Source organism: Streptomyces oceani (assembly GCF_001751245.1).
In the GTDB taxonomy this organism is placed as follows: domain Bacteria; phylum Actinomycetota; class Actinomycetes; order Streptomycetales; family Streptomycetaceae; genus Streptomyces; species Streptomyces oceani.
Map to the genome: position 1 here is coordinate 29,196 of NZ_LJGU01000113.1, position 14,796 is coordinate 43,991.

At 71.8% G+C, this 14,796-nt stretch carries 15 protein-coding genes; 5 read left to right on the forward strand and 10 right to left on the reverse strand.

The window, feature by feature from the left end:
* Positions 1-1,032 (forward strand): DUF4185 domain-containing protein (locus AN216_RS05990; RefSeq protein WP_212732674.1); only part of this gene is annotated, 1,032 nt, incomplete at its 5' end.
* Between the two features lie 194 nt (positions 1,033-1,226).
* Here the strand turns inward: AN216_RS05990 and AN216_RS05995 are convergent.
* The 8 genes from AN216_RS05995 to AN216_RS06030 form a co-directional block, all read right to left on the reverse strand.
* Positions 1,227-2,753 carry an NnrS multi-domain protein gene (locus tag AN216_RS05995; RefSeq protein ID WP_139140866.1) on the reverse strand — a complete coding sequence of 509 codons (1,527 nt, stop codon included), beginning with the start codon at positions 2,751-2,753 and terminating at the stop codon, positions 1,227-1,229.
* Positions 2,754-2,851: 98 nt separating this feature from the next.
* Entirely contained in the window at positions 2,852-3,259 is a 408-nt protein-coding gene (gene msrB, locus AN216_RS06000) for a peptide-methionine (R)-S-oxide reductase MsrB (RefSeq protein ID WP_070195548.1), read from the reverse strand.
* 47 nt (positions 3,260-3,306) lie between these two features.
* Positions 3,307-4,704 (reverse strand): UDP-N-acetylmuramate--L-alanine ligase, encoded by a 1,398-nt coding sequence (gene murC, locus AN216_RS06005; protein WP_070195549.1) that lies wholly within the window; start codon positions 4,702-4,704, stop codon positions 3,307-3,309.
* 158 nt (positions 4,705-4,862) lie between these two features.
* Positions 4,863-5,801, reverse strand: a complete 939-nt coding sequence (locus AN216_RS06010) for a sulfite exporter TauE/SafE family protein (RefSeq protein ID WP_070195550.1) — start codon at positions 5,799-5,801, stop codon at positions 4,863-4,865.
* 305 nt (positions 5,802-6,106) lie between these two features.
* A complete protein-coding gene (locus AN216_RS06015; RefSeq protein ID WP_070195551.1) occupies positions 6,107-6,853 on the reverse strand; it encodes an SAM-dependent methyltransferase in 747 nt (248 codons plus the stop codon).
* 118 nt (positions 6,854-6,971) lie between these two features.
* Positions 6,972-7,430 carry an RrF2 family transcriptional regulator gene (locus AN216_RS06020; protein ID WP_070195552.1) on the reverse strand — a complete coding sequence of 153 codons (459 nt, stop codon included), beginning with the start codon at positions 7,428-7,430 and terminating at the stop codon, positions 6,972-6,974.
* Between the two features lie 63 nt (positions 7,431-7,493).
* Entirely contained in the window at positions 7,494-7,961 is a 468-nt protein-coding gene (locus tag AN216_RS06025) for an indole-3-glycerol phosphate synthase (protein ID WP_070195553.1), read from the reverse strand.
* Between the two features lie 123 nt (positions 7,962-8,084).
* Positions 8,085-8,879, reverse strand: coding sequence for a pyrimidine reductase family protein (locus AN216_RS06030; protein ID WP_070195554.1), 795 nt, complete (start codon positions 8,877-8,879; stop codon positions 8,085-8,087).
* Between the two features lie 126 nt (positions 8,880-9,005).
* On the opposite strand from AN216_RS06030, the gene zapE reads away from it, so the two are divergent.
* Both zapE and AN216_RS06040 read left to right on the forward strand, forming a co-directional pair.
* Positions 9,006-10,112, forward strand: coding sequence for a cell division protein ZapE (zapE, locus tag AN216_RS06035; RefSeq protein ID WP_070195555.1), 1,107 nt, complete (start codon positions 9,006-9,008; stop codon positions 10,110-10,112).
* A 184-nt stretch (positions 10,113-10,296) separates the two neighbouring features.
* Complete coding sequence (locus AN216_RS06040; protein WP_070195556.1) at positions 10,297-11,706, forward strand: alkaline phosphatase PhoX; 1,410 nt, start codon at positions 10,297-10,299, stop codon at positions 11,704-11,706.
* A gap of 148 nt (positions 11,707-11,854) precedes the next feature.
* Here the strand turns inward: AN216_RS06040 and AN216_RS06045 are convergent, their stop codons facing one another.
* On the reverse strand, positions 11,855-12,508 hold the full coding sequence (locus tag AN216_RS06045) for a GNAT family N-acetyltransferase (RefSeq protein ID WP_070195557.1): 654 nt from the start codon (positions 12,506-12,508) through the stop codon (positions 11,855-11,857).
* Positions 12,509-12,624: 116 nt separating this feature from the next.
* On the opposite strand from AN216_RS06045, the gene AN216_RS06050 reads away from it, so the two are divergent.
* The gene (locus AN216_RS06050) at positions 12,625-13,464 is read left to right on the forward strand and encodes a TetR/AcrR family transcriptional regulator C-terminal domain-containing protein (RefSeq protein WP_070195558.1); all 840 of its coding nucleotides are present in this window, start codon (positions 12,625-12,627) and stop codon (positions 13,462-13,464) included.
* Between the two features lie 53 nt (positions 13,465-13,517).
* Here the strand turns inward: AN216_RS06050 and AN216_RS06055 are convergent, their stop codons facing one another.
* A complete protein-coding gene (locus tag AN216_RS06055) occupies positions 13,518-14,186 on the reverse strand; it encodes an ABC transporter (RefSeq protein ID WP_070195559.1) in 669 nt (222 codons plus the stop codon).
* A gap of 227 nt (positions 14,187-14,413) precedes the next feature.
* Here AN216_RS06055 and AN216_RS06060 point away from each other — a divergent pair.
* Positions 14,414-14,796 (forward strand): IS110 family transposase (locus tag AN216_RS06060; RefSeq protein WP_139140870.1); only part of this gene is annotated, 383 nt, incomplete at its 3' end.

Sequence of the window (14,796 nt, forward strand, 5' to 3'; positions counted from 1 at the left end):
GCGGGCGCGGCCGGCGCGGCGGGCGCTAGGCGCGCCGCGGACAGCGCCGGCGCGTCCGCTCAGGCGCTCGAGGTCAAGAAGATCAAGGACCTCAGCGGCCCCGGCATCACCACGAAGTACCGGATGGAGGCCACCGACCTCGGCATCCCGGCCCGTACGCCGGACGGCCGGACACTGTTCGTCTTCGGCGACACCTTCGAGAACGCCACGGTCGGCGGCGGCTGGTGGCGCTCCCCGGTCGCGCTGTGGTCCGAGACGACCGACCTGAACGCCGGCGTGACCTGGTCCGGCGCGGTCGGCGGCGACGCGGCGCAGCAATTGTGGCCGTACGAGCACGACAACCCGGAGTTCTCCACCGTCCTGCCCTCCGACGTGATCACCATCGGCGGCACGATGTATCTGCACGCCATGGTCAACAAGGGCCTCGGGAACGTCGTGTGGACGGAGATCTGGCGCTCCGACGACTCCGGCGCCAGCTGGCGGCACACCGGGGCGAAGTTCCCCGCCGACCACCACGGCAACCTCTTCCAGTGCCTGAGCTGGGGCCTGGGCGACGACGGCTACGTGTACGTCTACTCCACCGACTTCACCCGCAGCAAGCCCATCATCCTGCAACGCGTGCCGCAGGACCGGATCACGGAACTGGCCGCGTACGAACCCTGGGGCTTCCGGGACGGCGCCTGGGCCTGGGGCAACCCGCCGACACCGATCCTGGAGGGCGCGTTCGGCGAGCTGTGCCTGCGCCCGCTCGGCGGCAAGTGGATACTCACCTGGTTCAACGCGGGCGACTACCGTATCGACGGCATCATCATGGACACCCCGACCTCGGACCTCACCCAGGCCCCTCGGCAGACCCTGATCTGGGGCGGCGAGTGGGGCAACGAGGACGACTCGCACGTCGCGCAGCTCTACGGCGGCTACGTCATCCCCGGCTCCACCCTGGGCGAGCTGCATCTCTCGGTCAGCCAGTGGAACACCGAGACGAACTGGCCGTACCGGGTCATGCAGCACCGCGTCCGCGGCTTCGGCTGAGGAGGTGTCGCCGCCGGGCCGGCGAACGGTCCGGCGGCACACCGGGGTTGGGGCCGCCCGTACGGCAGGCGCCCCGACCCCGGCACGGCTCCCCGCGCGGCGTCGTTGCGGTGCAATACTGGGGAACCTGGAGGGAATCGATTTCACTCAAAGCGCCGTGCGAAAGGGGCACGTCGACTGACGGCCGGGACCAGTCAGGACCTGGCACAGGACTCGTACGGAGCATCCGCCGGCACCAACCGCACCTGCTTGGCGGGCAGCTTCAACGAGTTCTCCCCCTCGGCGTCCATGAGCACCACGTCTGCGCCGGCCATCCCGAAGGACACGTACGGATGATCGGGGTCGATCCGCCCGCCCCGGCTGGCGAGTTCGTCCCGCGGCACTACTGGCCGCACACAGGTCCAGGCGGGCCGTACGCCGAAGTAGGAAGGCAGCTCCCCGCGTTCCTCAGCGGCGGCCTTGACCTCTCCCACGGCCTGACTCGCTGATCCCATGATCTGCTGGAGTGCCAACGCCCCGAGCGCCAACAGGATGACGACCGCCGTGAGGCCACCGAAGGAAGCGCTGCGCACGTAGTGGTGGTGTTTCGCGAGGCCATAGCACGCCGGCACGAGGAGAAGCGGCGCACACAGCGAGACCAGCTCCACGGCAGCGATCACCTGCCAGATCCCGGCGACTTCAAGGTCGCCGGGGGACAGCGCCAGGCCGTCCGCGTAGAACGCGTGCAGGACCGAGCCGGCGGCCACCAGGGAGGAGACCACGAGTGTGGCGAGGATCGGCCCGCCCCAGGTCAACCACTCCCCTAGGGTCCACTGCCGTACGAGCAGCCACAGACCCACAGCGACCACGGTGCCGACCACGATCAGCAGCGCCTGCGGTGAGGAGAGCCGATAGGTCGAATTGAAGGGGTCACCCAGCCAGAGACTCACCGCGAACAGCACCACGAGCCCGGTGACGACCGCGCCCGGCCGCGGTCTCTCGGGCGCCAACCGCCCGCCACACCACACCGCCGCGCCGAAGGTCAGCAGCGCCAGGCAGACCGTCACGAGGCGAGTGACGCCGGCGTTGTCCCGTGCCAACACCGCGAGCCAGGCCGTCGCGACCATCCACACGGAGAGGACGGAGAGTCGCCCGTTGAGGTCGTCCTCCCTCGAAAGCGAGCCGGGCGTACGCGCCCGCCCGTCCCTGGCACGTACGTCAAGATCCCGGCGACCGGCCGCGCCCCCTTCCCGGGGCATCCGGGCGAGCCGCCGGGCCTCCGAGGGCGTGCCGGTGACGGCGATGCCCGCGTCACGCCAGCCAGCGTGCTCCGTCAGCCGAGCGAGCGTTCTGGCCCACCGGTAAGCCCGCCACTGGCTCGCCCCGGCATCCGTACGATCCGGGACGGCTGGGCGGTGCGCGATGGTGTGCGCCTGCCATTCCGGCAGCAACTCACGGTCGTGGTCCAGGACTTCCGCGCGCCGGACGTACACCTCCAGCCGGGACTTCCGGGCCATGCGCTGCACCCGCCACGCGGCACCCCGCTCGGCCCGACGTGCGGCGCCGAAGAGTCGTACCTCCACCCACAACAAACGGGAGCCCGCCGCTGGTGTCAGCACGCCGGCCGAGACGCCCTCACCGCGCGGGAGATCCTCGACGACCGGCCAACCCCGGGCCTCGCAGGCCGCCTTGGCCTCCGTCTGGTCGTGCTCCCCGCCACGCACCTCCAACAGCGCCATCACGCGTCGATCGAACCGCCTGTGCGGCATGGAGCACGCCCCCGTGCGTCGTCGTCCCGGCCCAGCATTCTACGTACGCCGAGCCGGGCTCCGTACGGAGTTCAGCCCTCGGCGGGCGTGAGTCGGAGCGAGACGGAGTTGATGCAGTACCGCTGGTCAGTCGGGGTCGGATAGCCCTCCCCCTCGAAGACGTGTCCGAGGTGCGAGCCGCAGGCGGCGCAGCGGACCTCGGTGCGCACCATTCCCATGGAGGTGTCGGAGAGCAGCTCGACGGCCGAGCTGTCCGCCGGGTCGTAGAAGGACGGCCAGCCGCAGTGCGAGGCGAACTTCGTGTCCGAGCGGAAGAGTTCCGCCCCGCAGGCCCGGCAGCCGTAGACGCCGGTCGTCTCGGTGTCGGTGTACTCGCCGGTGAAGGGCCGCTCGGTGCCGGCCTCCCGCAGCACGTGGTACTCCTCGGGGGTGAGTTCCGCGCGCCACTGCTCCTCGGGCTTGTCGATGTCGTACGCCACGGTGTGCTCCTAGCTTCCGTACGGCCGGGGCCGGGTGGCTGGCCTGGTCAGTCCGTGAGGTGGTCGAGGACGAGCGGGCCCAGCTCGGTGACGTCGCCCGCCCCCATGGTGAGAACGAGATCGCCCGGCTTCGCCATTCCCGCGATCAGCTCCGGGGCGTCCTCCTTGGCGGGCGCGTGGTGCACGTCAGCGCCGGCGGCCCGTGCGGCGTCGATGATGAGCGCGCTGGTGACGCCGGGGACGGGATCCTCACGGGCGGGGTAGATGTCCAGTACGACCGAGGCGTCCGCCAGCGCGAGCGCCTCCCCCATCTCGGCGCCCAACTGCTCGGTACGGCTGTACAGGTGCGGTTGGAAGAGGACCAGAACCCGGCCCTCGGTGGCGGCGTCCCGGATGGCCTCCAGGTCGGCGGTCATCTCGGTGGGGTGGTGTGCGTAGGAGTCGATGACCTGGACGCCGTTCGCCTCGCCCTTGGGCTGGAGTCGACGGCTGACTCCGGTGTACGTGCCCAGGGCGCCGGCCAGTTCGTCCGCCGGGACCCCCAGGGCGGCACCGGCGGCGAGCGCGGCGACGGCGTTCAGCGCGTAGTGCCGGCCGGGCACGGAGACCGTGAAGGCCAGCTCGCGTCCCTCCAGCGAGATGGTGACCTCGCTGGTCAGCCCGTGCGGGGTGACGTCCAGCACCCGGACGTCGGCGTCCTCGGCCAGGCCGTACGTCAGCACGCGCGGCTCGGCGAGACCGGCTGCTCGTACCCGCTCGGTCAGTTCCCGGGCGCCGGGCTGGTCGGCGGAGATGACCAGGGTGCCGCCGGGGCGTACGCGCTGCACGAAGGTCCGGAAGGAGTCGTGGATCTCCGCCAGCGAACCGTAGTTGGCGTGGTGGTCCAGCTCGACGTTGAGGATGATCGCGACCTCGGGCGCGTAGGCGTGGAAGCTGCGGTCGCTCTCGTCCGCCTCCGCGACGAAGATCTCGCCGGTGCCGTGCTCGGCGTTGGAGCCGGGGGTGTCCAGGTCGCCGCCGATGGCGTACGACGGGTCCAGGCCGAGTGACCGCAGGCTCACCGCCAGCATGGAGGTGGTGGTCGTCTTGCCGTGCGTGCCGGCGACCGCGAGCGGACGCGTGCCCTCCATCAGGGCCGCCAGCGCGTCGGCCCGGTGCACCACCGGGATGCCGCGGGCCCGGGCGGCGGCGAGTTCCGGGTTGTCTGGGCGGATGGCGCTGGAGATCACGACGCAGCTGGCGTCGTCCGCGAGATGCTCGGCGGTGTGGCCGATGTGCACGGTGGCGCCGTGTGCCCGTAGCGCCGTCACACTCGTCGACTCCCGCGCGTCGCTTCCGGCGACCCGGGCACCGCGCTGGGTGAGGATCTTCGCGATGCCGGACATGCCGGCCCCGCCGATGCCGATGAAGTGCGGGCTTTCCATGGCGGGCGGCGCGGCAGTCATTCGCGGGGCTCCCTGGTCGTACGTACGGACACGCGGCGCGCCTCGACAGGCGCGCGCGGGCCCAACCCTATGCGGTGCGGCAGGTGAGGACGGGCCCGGCCGGCGCGGGGGCGGCGGCAAACGTACGGCGCGCGGTGGAGACCGGGGCGCGGGGGCGGTCAGCCGGCGGAGGTGGGTTCGGTCGCGAGGTCGCCATCGGCCGGCTCCAGCGGCTCGGCCGCCTCGGCCTCCCGCTTGCTCCGCAGGTGCTGGCGCACCGAGTAGCCGATCGCGGCGGCCCACAGGGCGTACAGCAGGACGTACGACGTCCACACGACGGCCTCGGCCGCGTCCAACCAGTCGCTCCGCAGCAGCGTACGGATGTTGGTGATGACGATGATCCCGCCCACCGCCGAGCCCAGCACCCGGGGTGGCACATGGCGTACCAGCCAGGCGGCGATGGGCGCCGCGATCAGTCCGCCGACCAGCAGGGCGGCGGCCCAAGCGGCGTCGATACCAGCCGTGCCGAGCCCGAACAGGAAGCCGAGGCTGGCCGCGACCGAGACCAGGAACTCGCTGGTGTCGATCGAGCCGATCACCTTACGCGGCTCCATCCGGCCGCTGGCCAGCAGCGCCGGCGTACCGACCGGGCCCCAGCCACCACCGCCGGTGGCGTCGACGAAGCCGGCGACCAGCCCGAGCGGGGAGAGGAAGCGGCGGCGCAGCGGCTTGTGCAACTGCGGGGTGGGCAGCGCGGTGAAGGTGAAGCGGATCAGGACGTAGAGACCGAGCGCGAGCAGGATGACCGACATGATGGGCTCGGCCAGCTCGGTGGAGAGGCCGGACAGCACGGTCGCGCCGAGGAAGGCGCCGAGCGCGCCGGGGACGCCGATCTTCCCGACCACACGCCAGTCGACATTGCCGAAGCGCCAGTGCGCGGCGCCGGAGGCGAGCGTCGTGCCGATCTCCGCCAGGTGCACGGTGGCGGAGGCCGCGGCGGGGTTGGTGCCGACCGCCAACAGCAGGGTGGTGGAGGTGACGCCGTAGGCCATGCCCAGGCTGCCGTCCACGAGTTGGGCACCGAGTCCGGCCAGTGCCAGCACGATCAGTGTCCGCATACCGCCCCTGCTTCCCTAGTTTTCCTAGTGATTTAACAGGAATAGCATGCCGGTCGTGCCGCCAGCACGCAACCGGGAGAACGCGAGTGCTTCGGATCAGCGTCGAACCCCGCAGGTCGAAGCGACCCGACCGGCCTCGGGCGCGGGCAGCGGACTGCCGAACGGGCTGCGGACTGCCGGGAGGGCACCGTGGCGCGGGCATACCGGATGGCCGCGTACGAGCCGCCGGCGGCGGCGCACGGGCGTACGCGGGGCGTACGGGCGGTGTCCGTGACGGTGGGCATCCGGCCCTCGCAACGGGAGGGTCAGCGCTTCATGAGGGCGAAGACTCCCCAGCCGAGATACTCCCGAGTGCCCCGCGCGTGGCGGACGGGCTCGGTGGCGAGCCCGTCCCGCACCTCGGGGGCCAGTTCGTCGTCCGGGTTCCGGTCGAGCCAGCGGCGCATGGTGAGCCACTGGGCCGCGGCGTACCGGTCCCAGCTGTCCTGGTCGGCCAAGGTCATCTCCACCACGTCGTACCCGAGGTCCTGGAGCTGCCCGATCAGGTCCGGGAGTATCAGGAAGTCGGCGATGGCGGTGGCGTGGCAGTCCCTGGCCGTCTCCTCGTCCGGTGGAGTCCGCCGCCAGTACGGCTCGCCGACCAGCATCAGGCCGCCGGGGCGGAGGCTGCGGGCGAGCAGCTCGACCGTCCCGGCGACGCCGTTCCCGATCCACGTGGCGCCGACACAGGCGGCCAGGTCGACCGGCTGGTCCGCGACATGGCCCGCGGCGTCACCGTGCCGGAACTCGACCCGGTCGGCGACGCCGAGTTCGACGGAGCGGGCCCGGGCCTGCTCCGTGAAGACCGTGCTGATGTCCACCCCGGTGCCCGTGATCCCGTGGTCGCGAGCCCAGGTGCACAGCATCTCGCCCGAGCCACTGGCCAGATCGAGTACCCGTGCCCCGGGGGCGAGGCGTAGGGACTCGCCGAGGGCGGCGAACTTGGCCGGTGTCAGCGGGTTGTGGATACGGTGGTCGCTCTCGCGGACGGTGATGACGCGGGGCAGGTCCATGCCGGATTTCTTTCCTGGAAGGGCTGGCTACGGGCGAGACGCCGGCGGGTGTGTCGACGGGCGCGGCGCCGAAGGTGTGGGACGTGGCCCTGGCCGCGTCGCTGGCCGGTGCCGTGCCTCAGGGGTTGACCCATGCCGCCGGATCCTCGGCCAGGTCGTACACCTGCTCCGGCAGGCGGGCCGCGGCGACGTCGGCCAGGGTCACCTCGCCCAGGATGCGGCGTACGTTGGCCCGTACGGCGACCCAGAGCGGAAGCAGCGACTCCGCCGGACCGGTGTACGAGAGCTCCGGCGGACGGGCGCCCCGTACCGAGACGAGCGGGCCCTCCACCTCGCGGATCACGTCGGCGATCGTGATGGTGTCCGCGGGGGACGCCAGCCGGTAACCGCCGTTCCCGCCGCGCTGGCTCACCACGAGACCGCCACGGCGCATGTCGTTCAGAATGCCCTCGAGAAACTTGTGCGGGATGTCCTGCGCCTGCGCGATCGCTTCGGCCTTGACCGGGCCGTCCTCGCCCGCCGCCGCCAGTTCCAACGCGGCACGCACCGCGTAGTCCGCTCTCGCCGAGATCCGCATACCGCCATTATCGGCCACCGCTCGTGGCGCCCCGCAGCCAGGTGCCGGGCGCCGACCCGCGGATCAGTCCGAGTGCGCGAACAGCTTCAGTACGGGCACCCCGACCCGGTGCCGCGCCCGCGAGGCCCAGTCCCGGTGGAAGAACTCCTCCACCAGGTGGGGCGCGGTCAGCACGATCACCTCGTCCGCCCCGGTCTCCTCCACGGCCTTGGTCAACAGGTCCAGCGGATGCTTCTCGATGAGCTGCCCCACGGCATCCGCGCCCACCTCCCGGAGGGCGTTGACGGAGTGCCGCAGGCCGGCCCGGGCGGTCTGCTGGCCATCGCTGCTCGTCGGCTCCTCGTCCTCGTGCACGACGTCGTCCAACTCGCCGAGCGCGACGTCGTCCAGCGCACGCAGCAGCCGATCCTGGTCGCCACGGGGCTGCATCAGGACGAGGAAGGAAACCGCCTCGTCCCCGTGCAGGGTGGTGACGAGCTCCACATCCGCGGACACCAGCGGCTTCTCGATCATCAACACGGTCGTGAACACGAAGGGTGCCCTTCTTGTACGGGAGGTCGACAGACCCCTACAGAAACCATTCTTCCCCGCTCCCACACGGGCCCGCGATCATCAGTCTGCCTGATCGGGGCCATCTGGAACGTCCAATTCCGCTTATTCGCGAGTCCTTCGATACCGAGTGAAGAGGAATCCGGCGTCCTCCAGCACCGAGGTCAGCGTGAAGTCCGCCGGCAGCTCCGTCGCCGGCCCGTCCATCACCCGCTGGGCGCCGCCCAGGGCCACCCGGGGCGAGACCGCCAGACACAGCTCGTCCAGCGCCCCGGCCTCAGCGAACTGCCCCAGCAGTCTCGGGCCGCCCTCGGTGAGCTGCCGGTACAGCCCCCGCCGGGCCAGCGCCGCCGGCACCAGGCCCGGATCGACCCGGCCGCCCGCACCGGCCGTCACCACCTCCACGCCCGCCTGCCGCGCCTCCCGAAGCCGGCTCTCCGGCGCCTCCGCCCCGGTGACCACCAGCGTCGGCACCCGGGGCGCGGAGAAGAGCGGCGCGGCGTAGTCCAGGTCCAGGCTGGCGCTCACCACCGCGATGGCCGGCACGGGCGGCTGCCCCGCTCTGTCCCGGCGCTCCGCGAAGGCCGCACGCGGGCGAGCCGGACGGTACCCCTCCAGTCGTACGGTCTCCGCACCCACGACCACCACGTCCGCCAGGCCACGCAGCACGCCGAAGATCCGCATGTCCGCCGCGGAGGACAGCGGCTGCGAGCGTCCTCCGTGGTGGGCCGCGCCATCCAGCGAGGACACCATGTTGGCCCGCAGCCACGGACCGTCCACCGCGGGATAGGCGTACGCCCCCGCGAGTGCCTCGAGGTCCCAGAGGTCGCCGTCCGTACGGTCCGAACCGGCGGCCGGACTCGGGACGTCAGCGGGTTGAGGGGGGAACAGGCGTCGCATACTCGGCAGTGTGGCATGCCGCACCACCAGGGCACCGGGCTTATTGACACCCCGTAGCATGAGAGCGTGTCCAGTTCCGCCGCCCGCGCCGATGATTCCACCCCCGCCGCGTCTGACCCGTCCGCTGTGTCTGACTCGTTCGCCCCATCCGCCCCGGCCACGCCGGCTCCGGTGGACTCGCTCTCCGCCCGGGAGCCACGGCTGCCGGCCGAGACCCTGGTGGCCGCCATGGTGCCGCCGCCGCGCTTCGACACGGTCCGCTTCGCCACGTACCTCCCGGACGCCGAGCAGCCCAGCCAGCGGGAGGCCGTACGGACACTGACCGGCTTCGCCGAACGGCTCGGCGCCGCCCCGCCGGCCGGGAAGCGGCGCTGGTTCCGGCGGGCCGGCGGAACCGCGCCGGACCGCGGCCGGAAGCGCGCCCCCGCCGGTCCGGGCGGCGTCTACCTGGACGGCGGTTACGGCGTCGGCAAGACCCACCTGCTGGCTTCCCTCTGGCACGCGGCGCCCGCCGCGCCCGAGCGGAAGGCGTTCTGCACCTTCGTCGAGCTGACCAACCTGGTCGGCGCCCTGGGCTTCCAGCAGACGGTGACGGCCCTGAGCGACCACGCTCTGTTGTGCATCGACGAGTTCGAGTTGGACGATCCCGGTGACACCGTGCTGGTCTCCTCGCTGCTGAGCCGGCTCGTCGAGAACGGCGTGGCGCTCGCCGCCACCTCCAACACGCTGCCCGGGAAACTCGGCGAGGGCCGATTCGCCGCGGCGGACTTCCTGCGCGAGATCCAGGGTCTGTCCGCGCACTTCCAGCCACTGCGCATCGACGGCGCGGACTACCGCCACCGGGGCATGCCGCGGGCGCCGTCCCCCAGCGAGGACGACCGGGTCGTCGGAGTCGCCCGCAGCACGCCGGACGCCACGCTGGACGACTTCGCCGCCCTCCTGGAGCATCTGTCCCGGGTGCATCCCAGCCGGTACGGCGCGTTGGCCGCGGGTGTCTCGGCGGTCTGCCTCACCGGCGTACGTCCCGTCTCCGACCAGGCCACGGCGCTCCGCCTGGTGGTGCTCGCCGACCGGCTGTACGACCGTGAGGTGCCCGTACTGGCCTCCGGCCGGCCCTTCGATCAGCTCTTCAGCGAGGAGATGCTGGGCGGGGGCTATCGGAAGAAGTACTTCCGGGCGATCTCCCGACTCACCGCGCTCGCTCGGGACGGCGAGAAGCTGGCACAGGGTTGACGGACGACCGACACGTCCCGGGCGACATGGGCTGTCGGAGCGCGGCCGACGGTGCGGGCGGAGTCCGAGCCGTCGGGCGGGCAACCCGCGTAGACACTCGTGTCACACGGGTACCAGCGGGTACGCGCACGTGGTAGACACAGCAGGTCAGTTCGTCCTGTCCGCCAACAGGGAGAGTGGCCGAATGTCCACCACAAGACGCGAGATCCTGGCACGTTCCGGTGCGCTGGGGGCGGGGATCGCCTTCGCCGGCAGCATCCCGGAGGTGTTCGCCGGTACGGCACACGCCCAGCAGACGGGCGGTGGCTCCGGATACGGCCCGCTCGTGCCAGACCCCGACGGTCTGCTCGACCTGCCGAAGGGTTTCCACTACGAGGTCCTCTCCCGGGAGGGCGACGAGTTGCGCTCCGGCGAGGGGCCCGTACCAAGCAACCCGGACGGGATGGCCGCCTTCGTCGGCGGTCAACCGCATGACCACCTACGGAACGGCGGCGGGCACGGCCGCGGCTCCGTGTGGCTCGTACGCAACCATGAGAACCGGATGGACGCCGAGGTCCCGGTCACCACCGTGGAGGGACTGACCTACGACCCGGCGGCCAAGGGCGGCTGCACCCTGCTGGAACTGGGTCCGAACAACAAGGTGCGCGCCGAACGCGTCGGGATCGCCGGCACCTCCACCAACTGCGCGGGCGGCCCCACTCCCTGGGGGACCTGGCTGACCTGTGAGGAGACCGAGTTCAAGGCCGGCGAGGAGGGCTACACCAAGGATCACGGCTTCATCTTCGAAGTCGGTTTCCACGACGCCCACCGGACCGAGCCCGAGCCGCTGACCGCGATGGGACGCTTCCAGCACGAGGCGATCGCGATCGACCCGGAGAACGGTGTCGTCTACGAGACCGAGGACGCCTTCGAGAAGCCCTTCGGCCTCTTCTACCGCTTCCTGCCGAACAGGACGCGTGGCGGCCTGGGTTCGCTGCGGGCCGGCGGCGCCCTGGAGGCCATGCGCGTCCCGGGGCTGCCCGACCTGTCGGTGGTGAAGGAGCCGGGCAAGACCTTCCACGGCATCGAGTGGGTCGAGGTACCGGACCCGCTGGCCAAGCAAACGCCCATCCGGCACCAGGACTTCGGCAAGAAGGGCATCACCCACGCGCAGAAGCTCGAGGGCTGCTATTGGGGCGGACGGTGTGTCTACTTCGTGTCGAGCTACGCGAAGAGCGAGGAGGGCTCCGCCGGCGACCACTACGGGCAGATCTGGCGCTACGACCCGGACGGCAACCACCTGACCCTCGTCGTGGTGTTCGGCCCGGACAGCGACCTGGACATGCCCGGTGAGGAGCCCGACAACATCTGCCTGGCGCCCAGCGGCGGGCTGATGGTGTGCGAGGACGGCGAGGGTGCCCAGCACGTATACGGCCTCACCCGGCACGGGAAGGTCTATCCGATGGCGCGCGGCCGGCAGAACATCGGCACGCCGGAGGAGCCGGCGTGGGGCGAGTTCGCGGGCGTCACGTTCTCCCCGGACAACCGGACGATGTTCGTCAACTGCTACACGCCCGGCACCACCTTCGCCATCACCGGGCCTTGGCGGCACTGATGCGCTGGTCCCTGGCCCGCTGACCGCACTGGCGGCGGTCGGCGAACCGGCACCACCCCACCCCACCCCGGCCCGGCCCGGCCACACCTCGGCCGGGCCGGTGCCCGACGGTTCCGTCGCGTACGCGCACCGTGCTGGGCGCGTGCTCCTACGGGGGTCGCGGGACGTTGTGGACATCGTGGGCACGCGACGCGTCCGGCGAGGTGTCGCACCACATCGGTTGGAGGGACGGGCCACCCTCGGGGAGGCTGATCGGGTCGCCGAGGTGCCGGAAGCCGTGGCGTTCGTAGAGTCGCCGGTTGTCCGGCGTGGACGCTTCCAGATAGACCGGCAGACGACGCGCTCTGGCCCGCTCCAGGCCCGCGGCCAGCACGGCGGCCCCCGCTCCGCGACCGCGCTGGTGCGGCAGCACCGCCATGGCCGAGAGATGCAGGTGAGCGACGGTGGGGTGCCGGGACCCCGTCGCCGCGTCGACGACGGCCAGGCGCCGGGCGACGGGGTCCTCGTCCTGAACCGCCGGTCCCTCCGGCCCCGTGGCGCGCTCTCCACTCGCGCAGGACAGCCAGACCGAGGCGGCGACCGGCTCCCCCTCGGGGGTGAGCGCCAGGGTCATGCCGCCGTCCGCGACGACGGTGGCCAGGGACTCGCCGAAGGTCCGGCGCAGGTGCTCCGGACGGTGTGCCGGGTCCGGTACGACCCATGCCGTCACCGCCTCGTCAGCGAACGCGGCGAGGCACAGCTCGGTCACCGCGGCAAGCTCGGCTGACCGTGCGCTGCGGACGTTGAAAGCGGGCGCGGTCATCTCTGGCTCCTCGTCAGGGTCCGGGGTCCGGGATCGGGGTCCATCCCAGACTCGCTCGGGCCGGGCTCGACCTGCGCTAGTTTCGTCACGGGAACCGTGGGACGAAAGGCGCCGGGATGGAGCTGGAGAAGAAGTGCGTGGAGTGCGGACGGGCCTGGAAGGCGACGCCACATACCGGTCGCCCCCGGCGATACTGCTCCCGTTCCTGCCAGGCGCGTGCCTACCGGCGGCGACGCGATCGCGGGCGGCTCAGCACCTCGACGAGTACGGCGTCGGGCACGGGCCCGGTCGGTGAGCGGCTCGCGTCGGTGCTGGAACTGGGCGTCACGATCGCGGACACCGAGGGCGTCGCGGCGGTCACGCTGCGCACGGTCGCCCACCGGTCAGGACTCCCGCTCGCGTCCGTCGAGCGTGATTTCCGCAGTCGGGACCGGCTTGTCGCCGCGATGGCACAGCGTCTGCTGGCCCGGCCCGCCCGGCGGGGCCCGGGCACCGGGGACACCGCCGTAGAGGACGCGGGCACCGCGCTGAGGCGACTCGCAGAGGAGGAGTGGCGTGTCTACCGGACGCACCCCTGGCTCGTCGAGGTGCTGGCGAGTACGCGACCACCGCTGGTACCGGCTGTGCTGGACACCGCGCGGGACGCGCTCGCGGCCTTCACTCGGATCGGCCTGGACAGCCACGCCGCGTTGCGCCGGTATCTGGCGTACAGCGCGTACGTCCAGGGCATGGCACTGCTGCTGCTCGCTGAGCGCCGGGAATCCGAGCACTCGGGAACCAGCTTCCGACACTGGTGGCGTGAAGAGGGCCACCGACTGGATCGTACGGGCGCCACGGTCCGTCATGCCTGGCTCGCCGAACTCACCGCCTCGCCCCCGGCCGGCGGCTTCAACCTGGACGCGGCTTTTCGCGACGGCCTCGACCGCACCGTTCGAGCCCTCACCACCGAGCCCTGACTGACGGCCGACAGCGGTCCCCCGTACGGTGTCGGCACACCGACCCGCGCGGATCAGCGTCTGCGGGGCGCGAGCCAGCAGACCAGGGCCGTCGCCCCGGCGGCCAGGCACACCGCGCCCAGCAGCGCCAGCCACGGCATCGGCACCGTGCCCTCATGCGAGGCGGTGACCAGTCCGCTGACCGCGGCGTTCGCCGGTGACACGCTGACCACCAGCACCAACAGCGCGCCCAACAGGGTGCCGGAGACCGCCCAGCCCGTACCGCGCAGCAGCGGCCGGTTGCCCAACGCGCCCACGGCCAGCCCGATCAGGGCACACACCAGCGCGGCCAGCAGCCCGGAGCCGGCCGCCGCGACCTGCGAGACCGGGACGCGTCCGTCCGTGGTGCGTGGATCGCTGACGGCCGCGACGCCCAGGGTGCCCGCCGTCCCGAGCGCGCCCGCTCCGACCAGCGCGGCCAGCACGCTGGCCAGATGTGCCCGAGCGGGGCCCGTCGCCGCCGCCGCGCAGTGCCGGGCGGCCTCGGGCTCGGCGGTGACGCAGACGCGTACGAGCCAGGCGGTCACCGGCAGAAGCGCGGCGGCCGCGTAGCCGAGCGAGTCCAGCAGCGGCTGCCCCTGCTGGACACCGACGCCGATGACGGCCACGTAGAGCAGCAGCGGCGGCAGCCAGCGTTGGGAGCGCAGCAGCAGGGTCAGCTGGTAGTGGACCAGGGCGGTCACGCGGCCCTACCTTCTTGAGTGTGTCCCTGGAGTTCGCGACTCTGGGGCAGCGCGGGTGGGGCAGGGATGGTTTTCATGCTGGCTGCCCTCGATGGCTCAGGTGGCTGATCCCCCTGCCCCGCCACTTCTTCCGGACTGCTGATTAGGCTCTGCGGACCATCGCTGTGTAGGGCGAGGACAGGCGGGAGGAGTCGCGCCGCACGTCGCCGAGCGAGGGGAGCGCCACCGTGACAGCCCAGGCCGGATTCGATATCGCCAAGGACTTTCACTGGCTCGCGGTTACCGACGACCGCGGGCGCCCGCTGTTCAACCACCGGGTCGACAACACACCCGAAGCTATCGCCAACGCCGTCACCGAACTGCTCGCGATCCAGGACGAACACGGGCAGGTCGCCGTGGGCTTGGACATCCTGGGCGGCATCGCAAGTCTGCTGACCGCAATGCTCCTGGCCGAGGGCCTGCGCTGCGTCCACGTTCCGGGCCTCACCGTCAACCGGGCCCGGCGCGGGACACGCGGTGGTGAGAACAAGTCCGACCCCCGCGACGCGAAGACCATCGCCGAGCAGGTCATGCTCCGCGACGACCTGCGCGTGGTCGACCTCCCGGACGA